Genomic DNA, 16,424 nt, shown 5'->3' on the forward strand with positions numbered 1-16,424 from the left:
TTTCAGGCCCCCGGGCCGGATCGGCGGACGCGCCCCTGCGGGGTTCCCTGTGCTGCTCGCCCGCGCAGGGCCGCGCGCAAAGGAACGGCGCTGGCGCGCCGTTCTGCGCTGCGCGCTGACCAACGCGAACCAGGAAAGGTTCGCGCTGGCCCCCTGCTTGGGCTGCGCTGCTCGGCGCGTCCGCAAGGATCCGGCCCGGGGGCCTGACACAGGGGCGACTGCCGGCGTCGACGGCGATAGGAGCAAACAACGCTTAGCTGCCGAGCCCCTCCCGGCTCCTACGCCCTTGCATGGGCAGCAGGTCGTGAAACCGGTAAAGTAGATGCAGCAAACGCGACCCCGTCGGCCACCATAGACCGCGAGAGCAGGCCCATGACCGATTCGCAGCAGCCATCGGCCCGCGACGAGCAACGCCTCTACGAAGCCATCACCCTCGCCATGTACATCCACCGCGATCAACGTCGGCGTTATACCGGCGAGCCTTACTGGAAGCACCTTGCGGAGGTGGCGGCCTTGACCCGGCTCGGTACGGAGGAGACCGACGCACTGATCACAGCCTGGCTTCATGATGCTGTCGAGGACTCCGGCCTAGAGCCCGGAATGCTCTGCGCCCAGTTTGGAGAGCGTGTTCGCTCCGGGGTGATGTGGCTGACCTGCGCCGCGATCGAGGAGGGCGAGCCCCGCGACCAGCGCAAGGCCCGCGCCGTTAAGCAGTTGCGCCAGGCACCGGGCTGGGTTCAGACCATCAAGTGCGCCGATCTGGCCAGCAACCTTGCCTCCATTGCTGATCACGATCTGGCCTTTGCGCGTCATTACGTCCCGGAGTGCCGGGCTCTCTATGAGTCCCTTGGCCAAGCCAGTCCGCCGGTGCGGATGCTTGCCGCCAAGGAGTTGGTGGCTGCCGAGGCGAAGTGCTTCGCAGTGGAGACGGACCCCCGGGGCACGCCTGCCTGAGGAGAGGCGCCGCTGCCTCGGAGGGCTCGATGGACCTCCCCTGTGTCAGCCCCCCGGGCCGGATCGGCGGACGCGCCCCTGCGGGGTTCCCTGTGCTGCTCGCCCGCGCAGGGCCGCGCGCAAAGGAACGGCGCTGGCGCGCCGTTCTGCGCTGCGCGCTGACCAGCGCGAACCAGGAAAGGTTCGCGCAGGCCCCCTGCTTGGGCTGCGCTGCTCGGCGCGTCCGCAAGGATCCGGCCCGGGGGGCTGACACAGGGAGCGACGGCGGGGAATACGCCCGAGGCAATGGCTACAGGCAACCCCGCCCGGCCTACCTTGCTCGCCACCGGAGCGCTGGGTAAGGTACGGCGTTTCCCGTCGTTCACCACCATCAGGGGATAACCGTGGCCGAACAAGCGTTGATCTCCGCCGACTACCAGCCCGCCGAAGACGCCTTCGACGGGCGCGTCATCCTGGTCACCGGCGCCACTGGCGGTATCGGCAGCGCCGTCTGCCGCCGGCTCGCCGCCGCCGGCGCCACGGTTGTCATCCTCGACAAGGACCTCAAGGCGCTCGAGAGCCTCTACGACCGCATCGTCGAGGACAACCACCCAGAACCGGCGATCTACCCCATGAACCTCGAGGGCGCCACCTTCGACAACTTCCCCGAGGTCGCGCAGCGTATCCGCGAGGGCCTCGGCCGCCTCGATGGCCTGCTCCACGCCGCGGCCACCATGGGCAAACCGGCGCCCGTCGAACTCTACGACATGGAGACGTGGTACAAGACCCTCCAGGTCAACCTCAACGCCGCCTTCATGCTCACTCAAGCGTGCCTGCCGCTGCTGCGCGAGTCCGACCGGGGCAGCATCGTGTTCACCAGCGATGCCAGCGGCCGGAATGGCCACAAAGCCTACGGAGGCGCCTACGCCGTCTCCAATGCCGGGCTCGAGGGCCTGATGCGGGTGCTCGCCGCGGAGCTGGCCGAGACGACGAGCGTCTGCGTCAACACCCTCGACCCGGGCATTGTCGCCACCGGGCTGAGGCAGAAGGAGTTCCCCTTCGAGAACCCCCTCGACCTGACCCAGCCGCAGCAGGTGGCCGGCGCCTTCCTGCGCCTGCTCGGGCCCGACGGGCGCAGCCACCACGGTCAGGCGCTGAGCGTCGAGCCGGCACCGGCGTGAGCGCGCCCTCGCCGCGCCCCCACCCCGGCCTGACCGGTGAGCGGCTACGCTGGCTGCTTGAGCAGCTGGTCGCCCACCACGGTGAACAGCACTGGTGGCCGGCAGAAACCGCCTTCGAGGTACTGGTCGGGGCCGTGCTGACCCAGAACACCGCCTGGAGCAATGTCGAGCGCGCCATGGAGCAGCTCCGTGGCGCGGGGCTGCTCGATCCCGTGGCCCTGATCGAGGCCGAGGGCGACGAGGTGGCCGAGGCGATCCGGCCGGCAGGCTACTTCAACGTCAAAACCCGCCGGCTGCGCAACCTGTGCATCGCCTACCTGCAGGAGGGCTGCATGGAGGGCATGCAGCTACGGCGCACCGAGGCGCTGCGCGAGAAGCTGCTGGCGGTCAACGGCGTCGGCCGCGAGACCGCCGACGACATCCTGCTCTACGCCTTCCACCGCCCGGTGTTCGTCATCGACGCCTACACCCGGCGCATCCTCCAGCGCCTGGGCTGGATTCAGGGCGACGAGGGCTACGAACGGCTACGGGCGGGTGTCGAGGCGGCGCTGGGGCCGGACACCGCAGCCTTCAACGAGCTGCATGCCCAGATCGTGGCGCTGGGCAAGGACACCTGCCGCCCCACGCCGCGCTGTGCCGACTGCCCGCTCAGCGCCGCTTGCGCCCACGCCGCCGGCGGCGCTGGGGCGCCGTCCGCCTGACCGGCTCCGGCGGGGTCAGGCCCACGTGCTCGTAGAGTTCGCGCTTGCCGGCCTCGTCCAGCTCGTGCAGCTGGCCGCGGCGCAGATCCCGGGGCATCACCACGGGCCCGTAGCGCACGCGGATCAGACGGCTGACCGTCACCCCTTGGGACTCCCAGAGCCGGCGGACCTCGCGGCGGCGCCCCTCGGTGACGATAACGTGGAACCACGCGTTAGCGCCCTCCTGCGGCTCGTCCACCGGCATGGCCGACTCCACCACCTCGAAGTGGGCGGGGCCGTCCTCGAGTTCGACCCCACCCACCAAGCGGTGGACCATCTCCTCGGTCACCTCGCCGTGGATCCGGCAGGCGTACTCCCGCTCAACCCCCGTGGAGGGATGCATCAGGGCGTTGGCGAGTTCGCCATCGTTGGTGAACAGCAACAGCCCCTGGCTGTTGATATCCAGCCGCCCGACGGCGATCCACCGCCCGGGCGTGCGCGGCAGCCGCTCGAAGACTGTTGATCGGCCCTCGGGGTCGGAGCGGGTGGTCACTTCGCCCTCGGGCTTGTTATAGAGCAGCACCCGCCGCGGCGGCTCGCGATGGACCCGCTGCACCGTCTGCCCGTCCAGCTCCACGTGGTCACGGGGCTGCGCGCGATCGCCCAGCTTCGCCACGCGTCCCTCGATGCGCACGCGCCCGGCCTGGATGGCCGCCTCCATCTCGCGGCGCGAGCCCAGCCCGGCGCGCGCCAGTACCTTCTGCAGTTTCTCGCCCGCAGGCTGATTCCCACCGTCACTCGTCACGGGTCGCCCCCTGTTCGTCGTCGCTGGTTGCCGGATCGCCCTCGGCCTCGTCGGGCAGGCGCAGATCCAGCTCCAGATGCGCCTGATCCGGATCCTGCAGCGTGGCCAGATCCGGCAGCTGATCCAGCCCGCGCAGGTTGAAGTGCTCAAGAAACCCGCGGGTGGTGGCGTACATCGCCGGGCGCCCCGGCACGTCGCGCCGGCCCACCACGCGGATCCAGCCACGCTCCTCGAGCGTGCGGATGATCGAAGTACTGACGCTGACCCCGCGCACCTGCTCGATCTCCCCGCGGGTGATCGGCTGCCGGTAGGCAATCAGGGCCAGCGTCTCGAGGACGGCCCGCGAATAGCGTGCCGGCTTCTCCTCCCAGAGCCGCGAGACCCACGGGGCCATGTCGGCACCGACCTGGATGCGGTAGCCGCCGGCCACCTCGCGGATCTCGATCCCGCGCCCCTGGTAGTCCGCCGACAGCTCGGCCACGGCCCGGCGGATGTCGTCGCGGCTCGGCGCCCGGTCGGCATCGAACAGGCCCTGGATGCGTTCGAAGGTCAGCGCCTCGCCGGCGGCCAGCAGCGCCGCCTCGATGATGTGCTTGAGTGGTGGCATATTCATCGTGCGCGGATGTAGATCGGGGCAAAGGCGTCGGCCTGGACCAGCTCCACCATGGACTCGCGCACCAGCTCGAGCAGCGCCAGGAAGGTCACCACGACCCCGGTCCGCCCCTCCTCCACCCGGAACAGCTCCTGGAAGGGCGTGTAACGCTCCTCGCTGAGCCCGCTCAGGGTCTCGCTCATCCGCTCGCGGATGCTGATCGTCTCGCGCTCGACGTGGTGGCTCTCATTCAGCTGCGCCCGGCGCATGACCTCTGAAAGGGCCAGCAGCAGCTCGCGCAGGCTGACTTCCGGTGCCTGCGCCCGGGGCCGACACTCCGGTGCGTCGGCGGCGGCCGGGAAGATATCCCGCCCCACGCGGGGGAGTTCGTCGATCTGCTCGGCCACCTTCTTGAAACGCTCGTACTCCTGCAGCCGGCGGATCAGTTCGGCCCGCGGATCGTGGTCCTCGTCCTCCTCGTCGTCGGCCGCCGCGGGCCGCGGCAGCAGCATGCGCGACTTGATCTCGGCGAGCATGGCGGCCATCACCAGGTACTCGGCGGCCAGCTCCAGACGCATCTCGCGCATGAGCTCGACGTACTCCATGTACTGCCGGGTGATCTCGGCGATGGGGATGTCGAGGATGTCGAGATTCTGCCGCCGGATCAGGTAGAGCAGCAGATCCAGCGGCCCCTCGAACGCCTCGAGGAAGACCTCGAGCGCGTCCGGGGGGATGTAGAGATCGTCCGGCAGCCGTCGCAGCGCCTCGTCACCGACGCGGGCCACCGGCTCACCGCCGCCCGCCGGCTCGTCAGCGGACGCCTGCCCGGCGGCGGTCTCCGTCACCGGTACTCCAGGCCCATGGCGCTGCGCACCTCGCCAAGGGTCTCGCGGGCCTCCTCGCGGGCCTGCTCACAGCCGTCAACGATGATCGAGCGCACATGCTCCGGATCTTCCTCGTACTGTCGGGCCCGCTCGCGGATCGGCGACAGCTCGGCCTCAACGGCGTCGATGATGCAGCGCTTGCACTCCAGGCAACCGATCCCGGCGGTGGTGCACCCCTCTTGGACCCACGCGCGGGTCGACTCGTCGGAGTAGACCTGATGGAAGTCCCACACCGGGCACTTCTGCGGATCGCCGGGGTCGTTACGACGCACCCGCGCCGGGTCCGTCGGCATGGTGCGCAGCTTGCGGACGACGTCGTCGGTGGGCTCGCGCAGGCCGATGGTGTTGTCGTAGGACTTGGACATCTTGCGGCCATCGAGGCCGGGCATCTTCGCGGTCGGCGTCAACAGCACCTCGGGCTCGGGCAACAGTTCCCGGGTGGTGCCGTCGAGATAGCCGAAGAGCCGCTCGCGGTCGGCGACGGTGATGTTCGGCTGCCCCTCCAGCAGGGCGTGCGCCACCTCCAGGGCCTCGCGGTCACCCTCCTGCTGATAGCGACGGCGCAGGTCGTGGTAGAGGCGCGCATTCTTCTTGCCCATCTTGCGCGCCGCCTCCTGGGCCTTCTGCTCGAAATCCGGCTCGACGCCGTAGAGGTGGTTGAAGCGGCGGGCCACCTCGCGGGTAAGTTCCAGGTGGGCCACCTGGTCCTCGCCCACCGGCACCTCGGTGGCCTTGTAGATGAGCACGTCCGCCGACTGCAGCAGCGGATACCCGAGGAAGCCGTAGGTGGACAGGTCCCGGTCGCTCAGCTGCTCCTGCTGGTCGCGGAACGTGGGCACCCGCTCGAGCCAGCCGAGGGGGGTCATCATCGACAGCAGCAGGTGGAGCTCAGCGTGCTCGGGCACCCGGGACTGGATAAACAGCCGCGCCAGCTTGGGGTTGACGCCGCAGGCCAGCCAATCGATCACCATGTCCCAGACATTGTCCCCGACCACCCAGGGGCTCTCGTAGTGGGTGGTCAGGGCGTGCCAGTCGGCCACGAAGAAGAAACACTCGTACTCGTTCTGCAGGCGCACCCAGTTCTTGAGCACGCCGTGGTAATGGCCCAGGTGCAGCCGTCCTGTCGGGCGCATGCCCGACAGGACGCGGCTGGGTCGTTGGTTGATGTTAGCCAAGCAACGGCTCCTTATGGTTGTTCGCGATCCGTCTCCATGCGCTCAGGCACTCTGGAAGACGCGGGTATCGCCGACCCCTTCGCGGATGACCTCGGCAGCCTCACCGGTGAGATCGATCACGGTGCTCGCCCCGCCCCCGGTGGGCCCGCCAGCAACGACGGCGTCGATCAGCTTGCCGATGCGCTCACGGATCGCCTCGGGATCGTCGAGGGGCATGTCGTCACCGGGCAGCTGCAGCGTCACGCTCATCAGCGGCTCGCCGAGAGTGTTGAGCAGTGCGCGGCTGGCCGGGTGGTCGGGTACGCGGATACCAATGGTCTTGCGCTTGGGGTGCTGCAGCCGCCGGGGCACTTCGGACGTAGCCCGCAGGATAAAGGTGTACGGCCCCGGTGTGTGGGACTTGAGCAGGCGGTAGGCGTAGTTTTCCATCTTGGCGTAGGTGCCGATATCCTTGAGATCCTTGCACGCCATGGTGAAGTTATGGCTGTTGTCCAGACGCCGGATCTCGCGGATGCGGTCGAGGGCGGCCTTGTCGCCGAGGCGACAGCCGAGGGCGTAGCTCGAATCCGTCGGGTAGGCGATGACACCCCCATCGGCAAGAGTCTGCACGGCCTGGTTGATCAGGCGCTGCTGGGGCGTCTCCGGATGGACTTCAAAGTACTGCGCCATGACTTCCTCTCCCGTGGACACGCCCCGGCCATCCCGGGGCACGGCTTCATTGTACCGGACCCCTTTCGGAGCGATAAGGTAACGACCCATGTATTACGCGATCATGAGCAGGGACGTGGAGAACAGTCTGCCGCTGCGCCAGTCAGCGCGGGCGGAACACCTGGCACGGCTGGAGCAGCTGCGCGACGAGGGGCGGCTGTTGCTCGCCGGGCCGTATCCGGCCGTGGACACGGAGACCCCCGGTGAGGCCGGTTTCACGGGCAGCCTGGTGGTCGCCGAGTTCGAGTCACTAGAGGCGGCGCAGGCGTGGGCGGATGCCGACCCCTACGTGGCGGCGGGCGTCTACGCGCAGGTGGACGTCCGGCCCTTCAAGCCAGTGCTACCGTAATCGGGTGCGATCGCCATGGCCCGCCCTCGCCGGTGGTACCAGGTCGGGCCGGCGCCGGACGAACGCGCCCCGCCTATCGGCGGGGTTCCCTGTGCTGCTCACCCCGGCGGGGCCGCTCGCTAAACTCGCGGCGCTGGCGCGCCGCTCAGACAGAACCTCGCTGATCAGCGCGAACCGGCAAAGCTTCGCGCTGATCCCCCGCCGGGGCTGCGCTGCTCGGCGCGCTCAACGGCGCCGGCCCGACCTGGTACCACCGGCGAGGGCGCGAACCGTCTCGGCAGAAGGACTGCGCTGCTCGGCACGCTCAACGGCACCCCAGCGGCCCGACCCCCCCCCGGCCAGGGGCGCAGGCGGTCTCGGCAGACCGCCGCCGGGGCCCCGGTAAAAGGGCCCCGGCGAGCGGCTTAGGCGCCGCCCTGCTCCGTCGTGCCGGCCGAGGGGGCATCGCCGTTGCGTCGCCAGATGTCGTAGTTGAGGGCGCCCGCAAAGCTGACCCAGGCCAGATAGGGGATGAACAGCAGCCCGGCCAGCCAGTCCGCGGCCAGGAACGCCGCCGTGGTCAGCAGCACCGAGACCCACAGCGCCCCAAGCACCACCAAGCCGCCGAAGAGCTGCTGCAGACCGAAGAAAACCGGCGTCCACAGCGTGTTCAGAGCGATCTGCAGCGCCCACAGGGCCAGACCGAGGGCCAGGACCTCGGAGCCGGACAGGGCCACCCGCCAGGCGGCCACGGCAATGGCCAGGTAGAGCACCGTCCACGCCACCGGGAACAGCCAGTTCGGCGGCGTCCAGGTGGGCTTGTCCAGCTCCTCATACCAACGCCCGGGACCGAACATGGCCCCGGTGGCGGCCGCCGCCATGCAGGCGCCGAGAAACGCGACAAAAATCAAAAGACTCACTGCAGCCACTCCTTGATCTGCTCGGGTTCAGGAACCGACCCGCTGTGGACCAGCCGCTCGTCCACCACCACGGCCGGTGTCGACATGACGCCGTACTGGATCAGGGCCTCCGGCCCCGTCTCCTTGTGTACCTCTGCGGCCACACCCAGATCAGCAGCCATCTGCTCGATCCGCTCGGCGGTGTTGTTGCACTTGGCGCAGCCACTGCCCAGCACCTTAATGATGGTCATGGGATCCGTTCCTCCTATGCATCGTTCATGGTAACGGCCTGCCGCCGTCCTCACACCCCGGCAAATAGTAGCGGCTCCACGGCATTGAGCAGCCACCCCGCCAGGGTGAAGGCGAACAGCAGCAGGACGAAGAAGATCGCCAGCAACCGCCACTGCATCACCTGCTTGAGCAGCACGAACTCCGGAAAGCTCGCAGCGACGGTGCTCATGCAGAAAGCCAGGGTGGTGCCGATGGGCAGCCCCTGGATAATCAGGCTCTCCATCACCGGCACCACACCCGTGATGTTGGTGTACAGCGGAATGGCGACCAGCACCGCCGCAGGCACCTGCCACCAGTGACCGGCACCCAGGTGCTCCTCGATCCAGCCCTCGGGGACGAAGCCGTAAAGCGCCGCCCCGAGGCCGACACCGATCAGGACCCACTTCCAGACCCGCGCGAAGATCTCCCCCACCTCGCGCCGGGCAAAGTCGTGGCGCTGGCGCAGGGTCAGCCGCGTCGCACCGGCAGCGCCGTCAGCCGGCGCACTGCCCTCGGCATAGGCCTTGGCCAGGAACGGTTGCAGGTAGCGCTCCGCGCGAATGGCGTCGAGAAACGCCCCGCCGAGCATGCCGATCAGAAAACCGACGGCGATGTAGATCAGGGTCAGCTCCCAGCCCAGCAGCCCCCAGAGCAACACCACGGCCACTTCGTTGATCATCGGCGAGGTGATCAGGAAGGCCATGGTCACCCCGATAGGGATCCGCGCCGTGGTGAAGCCGATGAACACCGGCACGCTCGAGCAGGAGCAGAACGGGGTCACGGCTCCGAACGTCGAGCCCAGGAAGTAGCCGAGGACGCGATTGCGCCCGGCCAGGAAGGCGCGGACCCGCTCGACGTTCAGCGACGCCCGGGCCAGAGCAATGACGTAGATCAGCACCGCCAGCAGGGCGAAGATCTTCGCCGTGCTCTCAACGAAGAAGTGCGCGGCATCGCCGAACGGCTTGCCGGCCTCGATGCCCAGCAGGTCGTGGACGATCAAGGTGGCGAGATGAGCGAAGAGTTCAAGCATGATGGACGGCTGTCAGTTCGGGATCGGCAGCCATTGTCATATACGCCTAAACATATATCAAACACGGCACAGGTTCCCGCAGCACGCTCTGCGGGCTAGGATGGCCTCAAACCTTTGGCAACCCTGCAACAGGAGGCGTGGAACCATGGAGATCGCCGGCGAGACCCACCGCGGCCACCAGCGACCTCGCAACGAGGACCGTATCGACTGGGACGAGGGCGCCGGCGTCGCGGTGCTCGCCGACGGCATGGGCGGGCTGCCCTACGGGGCCGAGGCGGCGCGGCTGGCGGTGGAGGCGGTGATCCGCATCGCCCGCACCCACCACGGCAGTGACCACACCTGGCTGGAGTCCGGCGGGGAGCCGGCGGATCTGGTCCAGCTGGCCAACCGCGCCGTGCTCTCCTATACCGAGCGCGACCGCCGCTACGAGGGCATGGGCACCACCCTCGCCCTGCTCTGCGCGGCCCCCGACGAAGTGGCCCTGGCCCATGTGGGCGACTCCCGCATCTACCGCTTCCGGGACGGCCGCCTGGAGCGGCTCACCCGGGACCACACGCCGGTCCAGCGCGCGGTCGAGACGGGGGCGATGACCGAGGCCGAGGGGCGCCGCTCGCCGGAACGCAACGTCCTCGAGCGCGCGCTCGGCGCGGTGACTTGGGCCGAGCCCGACGTCACCCGCCTGCCGCGCGACCCCGGGGATCTGTTCCTGCTCTGTTCCGACGGCCTGACCGAGCCTCTGGAGGACGCGGCGATCGGTGCCATCCTGGCCGAGGAGGACCGCTCGCTGTCCCAGCGCGCCGGGGACCTGATCGAAGCCGCCCTCGATGCCGGCGGGCCGGACAACGTCTCGGTGGTGCTGGTCCGCACCTGAACCGCCCGGCTAGCGCCGGCGCTTGCGCTTCTTCTCGCGCTTCTTGGCGTGGTGGATGACCCGCTGGCGCCGGCGGCGCTGACGCTCGGTGAGCTGGTTGGGCTTGTCGGCGAAGGGGTTCTCGCTGGCCCGGCACTCGATGCGCACCGGCGTGCCGTACAGGTCGAAGGCGTCGCGGAAGAAGTTCTCCAGGTACCGCATGTAGGCCCGCGGCAGCCGCTGCACCTGGTTGCCGTGGACGACGATCACCGGCGGGTTATGCCCGCCCTGGTGGGCGTAACGCAGCTTGATCCGCCGCCCGCGGGAGAGCGGCGGCTGGTGGTTGGCGAGCGCCTCCTGCAGGGCCTCGTTGAGTTCCGGGGTGGCCAGATCCCGGTGGGCGGCCGCATGGGCCCGGTCCACCGACTCCAGCAGCAGCCCCACGCCACTGCCGTGCAGGGCCGAGACGAAGTGGTGGCGTGCAAAACCGAGGAAACCGAAACGCAGATCGAGATCCCGGCGCACCTTGCGGCGCTGATCGGGATCGAGACCGTCCCACTTGTTGATAACCAGCACCAGGGCCCGTCCGGCCTGCAGGACATGCCCGGCCAGGTGGGCGTCCTGCTCGGTGATCCCCTCTTGGGCATCGGTCACCAGCACCACCACCGAGGCCCGCTCGATGGCCTCCAGCGTCTTGACCACGCTGAACTTCTCGACGGTCTCCTGGACCCGCGCCCGGCGCCGCACGCCGGCGGTATCGATCAGGGTGTAGTGCTGCCCGTCGCGCTCGAACGGCACGGCGATGCTGTCGCGGGTAGTGCCCGGCTCGTCGTAGACCACCACCCGCTCCTCGCCGAGGAGCCGATTGACCAGGGTGGACTTGCCCACGTTGGGCCGGCCGATCAGCGCCACCGGGATGCCGTGCCCGGCGGCGACCTCCCCCTCCTCCGGCTCGGCGGGCGGGAGCGCAGCGAACACGGCGTCGAGCAGCTCGCCGACACCGCGCCCGCGCGTGGCGGCGATGCTGTGAACCGGCTGCAGGCCGAGGCCGTGAAAATCGGCGGCGGCCACCCCGGCCTCGAGGCCGTCGGTCTTGTTCACCGCCAGGAACACCGGCACCTGCGCCCGCCGCAGCTCGGCGGCGATCTCTTCATCCCCGACGGTGCTACCGGCCCGCCCGTCGACCAGGAAGACCACGGCGTCGGCTCCGGCGATGGCGGTGCGGGCCTGTTCGTGCATGCAGCCGCCCACTCCCTCGAGCTCCTCGCCCATCCCACCGGTATCGACCACCACGGCGTGACTGCCGCGATGGCGCACGACGCCGTACTGCCGGTCCCGGGTCAGGCCGGGGTGGTCGGCCACGAGGGCGTCCCGGCTGCCGGTGAGCCGGTTGAACAGGGTCGATTTGCCGACGTTCGGCCGCCCGACCAGGGCGATTACCGCAGACATTGGGCGTTCCCCGCATTGGCTGGGACAGGATGACCGCGCTGGAAAGGCGGTCCGAGGGCGGGGATTATAACGGACGGGGCAACGGCCCGTGAGCCGCTGCCCCCCTGGGAAGGTCAAACCATGGCGTCGATCTCGCCACCGGCGTCCAGATCGTCGACGCCACCGGAGGCGTCGTAGCTGGCTGCCCCACCATCGTCCTCAAAGGACTCGGTGCTGGTGCCAACGTCCTCGCCGCCGGCGATCGAGGAGATGTCCACCGTGTCGGCCCCGCCAGCGGCTTCACCACCGAACTCGGAGCCGCCAGCGCCCTCCATCTCCTCACCCTCGAAGGGGTCGTCACCACCGGCGCCCTGGGACGGCGGCGGCATGCTCGGCGCCCCTCCGCCAACTGCTCCTACTGCAGACATCACTACCTCCTGCGTTTCGTATCACTCGGGCCGGGCTCTCTACCCGCCTATCCGGCACTCCATTGCCGGTTGCGGCCATCCGGTTCCGGCGCCCGCTCCGCGCCATCCGCCCTCAAGGGGCTTGTGGCACGGAGCGTTTCCGGATATGCGTGGGACCTGCAACCCACGTGCCGGGTTCCAGATCCCACTTCTGCCTACACCCCCGTTGTCGTCGGCTGCCAGGCCAACTTGAGGGCCTCAGGAGGACGAACTGGTGGTGGAGGGGCTCAATCTTTGCCCCGCCCAGGCATCCACCCGGAAGTGCTTGCGATTGAGCTGGAAGACCAGCCAGATCGTGGCCGCCTGGACCACCAGGGCGATGGCCGTCAGCGCCCAGTAGGCGACCCCGTAGGCCTCGATGACACCGTGGTGGGCCAGGCCCAGGTTGGTGAAGAAGTGGATCATCACCGCCAGCGCCACGCCGGGGCAAACCAGGGTGTAGGAGCCGGCGGAACGCTCAGGGCCGACTACGAAGCGGCCGAAGTAGTTGAAGCGGCGCAGCACCACCCAACCGAGCAGCAGCAGCGCGACCTGCGCAGCCAGGAAGTAGGTGAGCAGACCCAGGGTCTGGATACCACCGGCCTCGGCGCCGAAGTGGGCCTCGATGCCCGCCGTCTGGCGCACCAGGGTGATGCCGATGATCGTCAGCACGGGAACGCCGATCCACAGGCTCGGCGCGCTGACCGGATTGGCGTTCTGCTCCATCATCGCGCGCACGCCGAGGACCAGCATGACGGCGCCAGTGATCACCGCGGCGATCAGGAAGAAGCTCGACAGCGCCAGACTGAACGCCGCTGTCGCCGGCACGCTGCTCATCCCCGCCGGCGCGGCGAGCCCCACGCCGACCATCGACAGCGCGAAGGCAGGCAGGGCCTGGGCCAGGCTGTTGTCGGCGGCGCAGTCGCAGTCGCTCTCGGTGAGCACCCGGCCCCAGAAGTCGCCGAGCTGGCGCAGAGCCCAGCCGCCGACGATCAGGAAGGCGACCATGGCCGCGGGGAAGAGCCACTCCACGATGGCCGACAGCCCCGGGACGAAGACCATGCCGAGCACGAAGCCGACATTGATGGTCATCGCCACGGTCAGCGGCGCGGCCAGCAGCTGCACCTCGGTGCGGTTGCCGCGCATGTTCTTGCGGTAGGCGTCGGTCTGCAGGAACCGCCGATGCTCGCGGATGTTCCAGAACAGCAGACGAAAATGGATGAAGGCCATGGCCAGGATGCCGGCCCAGGCCAGTACGATGGCCGTTTGCAGGCCGGCGTGACCGCTGCCCAGCGCCGCCACGATATCCTCGAAGAAGGGCACCATGCCCTCGTAGGGCACCCAGAACATCAGCCACATGAAAAACGATACGGTCAGCCCCCCGGCGCCCAGGGCAGCGAGCCAATACAGCGGGGAGTAGTTCTCCCCGAGGTCTCTGGGCAGTCGATGAAGCATGCTCCCTCCTTTGCGTTGTCAGGTTGCGTATCCAGCGACTGGCGAACGTATCAACGTTCTTGAATACGATGGTATGCGCATATTTGAAACTATGTCAAAGGGCGCGGGGCTTCGGTAGCGCGATGGCTCAGGAGGAGAGGAAGGCGGCGGCCATCAGAGCCCGGGTATAAGGGTCCTGCGGAGCGGCGAAGACCGCCTCTGCTGGCCCGCGCTCAACCACTCGGCCGGCCTGCATGACCAGGACCTCATGAGCCAGGGCGCGGACGACCTGGAGGTCGTGACTGATAAAGAGGTAGGCGAGGCCGCGGCGACGTTGCAGATCGCGGAGCAGGTCGATGATCTGGGCCTGCACCGAGACATCCAGCGCCGAGGTGGGCTCATCAAGCACCACGACCTGCGGTTCGAGGATCAGCGCCCGGGCGATGGCGATCCGCTGACGCTGTCCGCCGGAGAACTCGTGGGGGTAGCGGTGGCGGGTCTCCGGGTCGAGGCCCACCTCCGCGAGCACGCGCACGATCCGCGCAGTCCGCTGTTCACGACTCAGACGTGGATGGTGTAGGTCGAGCCCCTCGCCGACGATATCGCCTACGGCCATGCGCGGCGACAGGCTGCCGTAGGGATCCTGGAAGACGATCTGCAGGGCGCTGCGGTAGGGGCGCAGCTGCCGCGCCGTGCGCCCCTGGAGTTCATCACCGCGGAAGCGGATCGAGCCACTGCTGCGCTCAAGCCGCAGCAGCGCCAGGCCCAGGGTCGACTTGCCCGAGCCGCTCTCCCCCACCACGGCCACGGTCTGCCCGGCACGCAGGGTGATGTCGATGCCATCGACGGCCCGCACCCAGTCCACCGGCCGGCGCAGCAGACCGCCGCGCACCGGGAAGTGCACACGGACCCCCGCCCCGTGGAGGAGCACCGGCGCCTGGGTATCCGTAGCCACCGGCTCGCCGGCGGGCCGGGCCGCGAGCAACTGCCGGGTGTACGGATGCTCGGGTCGGCTGAACAGACGCTGCACCTCGCCCCGCTCGACGATCTCGCCCTGGCGCATGACACAGACCCGATCAGCGACTAGGCGGATCACGTCCAGATCGTGGGTGATGAACAGCAGGGCCATGCCCAGCCGCGCCTTCAGGTCGGCGAGCAGGCTAAGGATCTGCGCCTGCACGGTCACGTCGAGGGCGGTGGTGGGCTCGTCGGCGATGAGTAGATCCGGCTCGTTGGCCAGGGCCATGGCGATCATCACGCGCTGACGCTGCCCGCCGGAGAGCTGATGCGGATAGGCGCTGAGCAGCCGCTGCGGATCGGGGAGTTGGACCTGTTCAAGCAGCCCCCTCACCCGCCTTCGGGCCGCCACCCGATCCAGACCGCGGTGGACGAGCAGCGTCTCGCGGATCTGCTTCTCCACCGTGTGCAGCGGATTGAGGGAGCTCATCGGTTCCTGGAAGATCATGCCGATGCGCCCGCCGCGGTGCTCGCGCAGCACCGGCTCGGGGGCGCCGAGCAGTTCGCGGCCACGAAAGCGGATCGAGCCGGCCGGGTGCCGCGCCCATGGATAGGGCAGGAGCTGCAGCACCGAGTGGGCGGTGACCGACTTGCCCGAGCCGCTCTCTCCGACCAGCCCCACGGTCTCGCCCGCGGCAATATCCAGATCCACGCCGCGCACCGCCGGCGCGCCATCGCCGAAGGCCACCTGCAGACCGCGGATGCTCAGCAGCGGTTCAGCCACGCCCGGCCTCCTGCGCCCTGCGCGGGTCGAAGGCGTCGCGCGCCGCCTCGCCGACAAAGATCAGCAACGAGAGCAGCAGCGCCAGGCTGACAAAGGCCGAGATGCCCAGCCAGGGGGCGTGCAGATTGTCCTTACCCTGTTGCAGCAACTCGCCGAGCGACGGCGAGCCCGGCGGCAGCCCAAAGCCGAGGAAATCCAGCGAGGTCAGCGTGGTGATCGAGCCGTTCATGATGAACGGCAGGAAGGTCAGCGTGGCCACCATGGCGTTGGGCAGCACATGGCGGAACAGCACCCGTAGGTGCCCGGCCCCCAGGGCCCGCGCCGCCTTGACATACTCCAGGTTGCGGGCGCGCAGCACCTCGGCGCGCACCACCCCCACCAGGCTGACCCACTGGAACAGCAGCAGGATGAACAGCAGCCACCAGAAACTCGGTTCGATCAGCGCCGAGGCGATGATGATGATGTAAAGCGCCGGCAGCCCCGACCAGATCTCCACGATGCGCTGGCCGAACAGATCCGTCTTGCCCCCGAAGTACCCCTGCAGCGCCGCCACCACCACCCCGATCACCGAACTGGCCACGGTCAGCAGCAGGGCAAAGACCACCGAGATGCGGAAGCCGTAGAGGATACGCGCCGCCACGTCGCGCCCCATGTCGTCGGTACCGAGCCAGTTCTCCGCCGAAGGCGGCGCCGGGGCCGGCTCTGCCAGGCCGAAGTGCACCGTGTCATAGCTGAAGCGGATCGGCGGCCACAGCGCCCAGCCCCCCGCCTCGATCAACTCCTGCACATGGGGGTCGCGATAGACCGTCTCGGTGGGCAACTCACCGCCGAAGGTGGTCTCGGGGATCGACTCGACCACGGGAAAGTGGAGGCTGCCCTCGAACCAGACCACCAGCGGCCGGTCATTGGCGATGAGCTCGGCGAAGAGGCTGAGCACGAACAGCCCGACGAAGATCCACAGCGCCCACCAGCCCCGGCGATTGGCGCGAAAGCGGGCCAGGCGACGCTGATTGATCGGCGACAGCGACCCGACCACCGGC

18 protein-coding genes are annotated in these 16,424 nt (G+C 68.9%); 5 read left to right on the top strand and 13 right to left on the bottom strand.

Annotated elements, in window-relative coordinates:
- Positions 1-372: 372 nt before the first annotated feature.
- From CCR79_RS03315 to CCR79_RS03325, 3 genes are all read left to right on the top strand, one after another.
- Complete coding sequence (locus CCR79_RS03315; protein WP_201168725.1) at positions 373-954, top strand: HD domain-containing protein; 582 nt, start codon at positions 373-375, stop codon at positions 952-954.
- Between the two features lie 383 nt (positions 955-1,337).
- Entirely contained in the window at positions 1,338-2,114 is a 777-nt protein-coding gene (locus CCR79_RS03320) for an SDR family NAD(P)-dependent oxidoreductase (protein ID WP_201168728.1), read from the top strand.
- A complete protein-coding gene (locus CCR79_RS03325) occupies positions 2,111-2,815 on the top strand; it encodes an endonuclease (protein ID WP_201168731.1) in 705 nt (234 codons plus the stop codon). The genes CCR79_RS03320 and CCR79_RS03325 overlap by 4 nt, the downstream gene beginning before the upstream one ends.
- On the opposite strand, the gene rluB is transcribed toward CCR79_RS03325, so the two are convergent.
- The 5 genes from rluB to CCR79_RS03350 are packed head-to-tail and all read right to left on the bottom strand — an operon-like array spanning position 2,763 to position 6,919.
- On the bottom strand, positions 2,763-3,599 hold the full coding sequence (gene rluB / locus CCR79_RS03330; protein WP_201168733.1) for a 23S rRNA pseudouridine(2605) synthase RluB: 837 nt from the start codon (positions 3,597-3,599) through the stop codon (positions 2,763-2,765). The genes CCR79_RS03325 and rluB overlap by 53 nt on opposite strands.
- Positions 3,589-4,212 carry an SMC-Scp complex subunit ScpB gene (gene scpB / locus CCR79_RS03335; RefSeq protein WP_201168736.1) on the bottom strand — a complete coding sequence of 208 codons (624 nt, stop codon included), beginning with the start codon at positions 4,210-4,212 and terminating at the stop codon, positions 3,589-3,591. The genes rluB and scpB overlap by 11 nt, the downstream gene beginning before the upstream one ends.
- Positions 4,209-5,036 (bottom strand): segregation and condensation protein A, encoded by an 828-nt coding sequence (locus tag CCR79_RS03340; RefSeq protein WP_201168739.1) that lies wholly within the window; start codon positions 5,034-5,036, stop codon positions 4,209-4,211. The genes scpB and CCR79_RS03340 overlap by 4 nt, the downstream gene beginning before the upstream one ends.
- Positions 5,033-6,250 carry a tryptophan--tRNA ligase gene (locus tag CCR79_RS03345; protein WP_201168742.1) on the bottom strand — a complete coding sequence of 406 codons (1,218 nt, stop codon included), beginning with the start codon at positions 6,248-6,250 and terminating at the stop codon, positions 5,033-5,035. The genes CCR79_RS03340 and CCR79_RS03345 overlap by 4 nt, the downstream gene beginning before the upstream one ends.
- Before the next feature lie 42 nt (positions 6,251-6,292).
- Positions 6,293-6,919 (bottom strand): L-threonylcarbamoyladenylate synthase, encoded by a 627-nt coding sequence (locus tag CCR79_RS03350; RefSeq protein ID WP_201168745.1) that lies wholly within the window; start codon positions 6,917-6,919, stop codon positions 6,293-6,295.
- An 88-nt stretch (positions 6,920-7,007) separates the two neighbouring features.
- Between CCR79_RS03350 and CCR79_RS03355 the strand changes: the two genes are divergently transcribed.
- The gene (locus CCR79_RS03355) at positions 7,008-7,307 is read left to right on the top strand and encodes a YciI family protein (protein ID WP_201168748.1); all 300 of its coding nucleotides are present in this window, start codon (positions 7,008-7,010) and stop codon (positions 7,305-7,307) included.
- Between the two features lie 404 nt (positions 7,308-7,711).
- Here the strand turns inward: CCR79_RS03355 and tspO are convergent, their stop codons facing one another.
- The 3 genes from tspO to CCR79_RS03370 are packed head-to-tail and all read right to left on the bottom strand — an operon-like array spanning position 7,712 to position 9,485.
- Entirely contained in the window at positions 7,712-8,206 is a 495-nt protein-coding gene (gene tspO, locus CCR79_RS03360; protein ID WP_201168751.1) for a tryptophan-rich sensory protein TspO, read from the bottom strand.
- Positions 8,203-8,436, bottom strand: coding sequence for a thioredoxin family protein (locus tag CCR79_RS03365; RefSeq protein WP_201168753.1), 234 nt, complete (start codon positions 8,434-8,436; stop codon positions 8,203-8,205). The genes tspO and CCR79_RS03365 overlap by 4 nt, the downstream gene beginning before the upstream one ends.
- A 50-nt stretch (positions 8,437-8,486) precedes the next feature.
- On the bottom strand, positions 8,487-9,485 hold the full coding sequence (locus CCR79_RS03370) for a permease (protein WP_201168755.1): 999 nt from the start codon (positions 9,483-9,485) through the stop codon (positions 8,487-8,489).
- Positions 9,486-9,630: 145 nt separating this feature from the next.
- On the opposite strand from CCR79_RS03370, the gene CCR79_RS03375 reads away from it, so the two are divergent.
- Positions 9,631-10,356 carry a PP2C family protein-serine/threonine phosphatase gene (locus tag CCR79_RS03375; RefSeq protein ID WP_201168757.1) on the top strand — a complete coding sequence of 242 codons (726 nt, stop codon included), beginning with the start codon at positions 9,631-9,633 and terminating at the stop codon, positions 10,354-10,356.
- A 9-nt stretch (positions 10,357-10,365) separates the two neighbouring features.
- Here CCR79_RS03375 and der read toward each other — a convergent pair whose 3' ends face one another.
- From der to CCR79_RS03400, 5 genes are all read right to left on the bottom strand, one after another.
- Positions 10,366-11,784, bottom strand: coding sequence for a ribosome biogenesis GTPase Der (der, locus tag CCR79_RS03380; RefSeq protein ID WP_201168760.1), 1,419 nt, complete (start codon positions 11,782-11,784; stop codon positions 10,366-10,368).
- A gap of 113 nt (positions 11,785-11,897) precedes the next feature.
- Positions 11,898-12,191 carry a hypothetical protein gene (locus CCR79_RS03385; RefSeq protein ID WP_201168762.1) on the bottom strand — a complete coding sequence of 98 codons (294 nt, stop codon included), beginning with the start codon at positions 12,189-12,191 and terminating at the stop codon, positions 11,898-11,900.
- 237 nt (positions 12,192-12,428) lie between these two features.
- Complete coding sequence (locus CCR79_RS03390) at positions 12,429-13,664, bottom strand: TsoY family (seleno)protein (protein WP_201168764.1); 1,236 nt, start codon at positions 13,662-13,664, stop codon at positions 12,429-12,431.
- A 127-nt stretch (positions 13,665-13,791) separates the two neighbouring features.
- A complete protein-coding gene (locus CCR79_RS03395) occupies positions 13,792-15,384 on the bottom strand; it encodes a dipeptide ABC transporter ATP-binding protein (RefSeq protein WP_201168766.1) in 1,593 nt (530 codons plus the stop codon).
- The gene (locus tag CCR79_RS03400) at positions 15,377-16,420 is read right to left on the bottom strand and encodes a microcin C ABC transporter permease (RefSeq protein WP_201168768.1); all 1,044 of its coding nucleotides are present in this window, start codon (positions 16,418-16,420) and stop codon (positions 15,377-15,379) included. The genes CCR79_RS03395 and CCR79_RS03400 overlap by 8 nt, the downstream gene beginning before the upstream one ends.
- Between the last annotated feature and the right edge of the window lie 4 nt (positions 16,421-16,424).

Origin of the sequence: Halorhodospira halophila, from assembly GCF_016653405.1 — a bacterium.
Lineage (GTDB): Bacteria > Pseudomonadota > Gammaproteobacteria > Nitrococcales > Halorhodospiraceae > Halorhodospira > Halorhodospira halophila_A.

Coding starts and splice junctions, on each gene's coding strand:
- CCR79_RS03315 (WP_201168725.1), top strand. CDS start 373: ATGACCGATTCGCAGCAGCCATCGGCCCGCGACGAGCAACGCCTCTAC.
- scpB (WP_201168736.1), bottom strand. CDS start 4,212: ATGAATATGCCACCACTCAAGCACATCATCGAGGCGGCGCTGCTGGCC.
- CCR79_RS03350 (WP_201168745.1), bottom strand. CDS start 6,919: ATGGCGCAGTACTTTGAAGTCCATCCGGAGACGCCCCAGCAGCGCCTG.
- CCR79_RS03355 (WP_201168748.1), top strand. CDS start 7,008: ATGTATTACGCGATCATGAGCAGGGACGTGGAGAACAGTCTGCCGCTG.
- CCR79_RS03365 (WP_201168753.1), bottom strand. CDS start 8,436: ATGACCATCATTAAGGTGCTGGGCAGTGGCTGCGCCAAGTGCAACAAC.
- CCR79_RS03370 (WP_201168755.1), bottom strand. CDS start 9,485: ATGCTTGAACTCTTCGCTCATCTCGCCACCTTGATCGTCCACGACCTG.
- CCR79_RS03375 (WP_201168757.1), top strand. CDS start 9,631: ATGGAGATCGCCGGCGAGACCCACCGCGGCCACCAGCGACCTCGCAAC.
- der (WP_201168760.1), bottom strand. CDS start 11,784: ATGTCTGCGGTAATCGCCCTGGTCGGGCGGCCGAACGTCGGCAAATCG.
- CCR79_RS03385 (WP_201168762.1), bottom strand. CDS start 12,191: ATGTCTGCAGTAGGAGCAGTTGGCGGAGGGGCGCCGAGCATGCCGCCG.
- CCR79_RS03390 (WP_201168764.1), bottom strand. CDS start 13,664: ATGCTTCATCGACTGCCCAGAGACCTCGGGGAGAACTACTCCCCGCTG.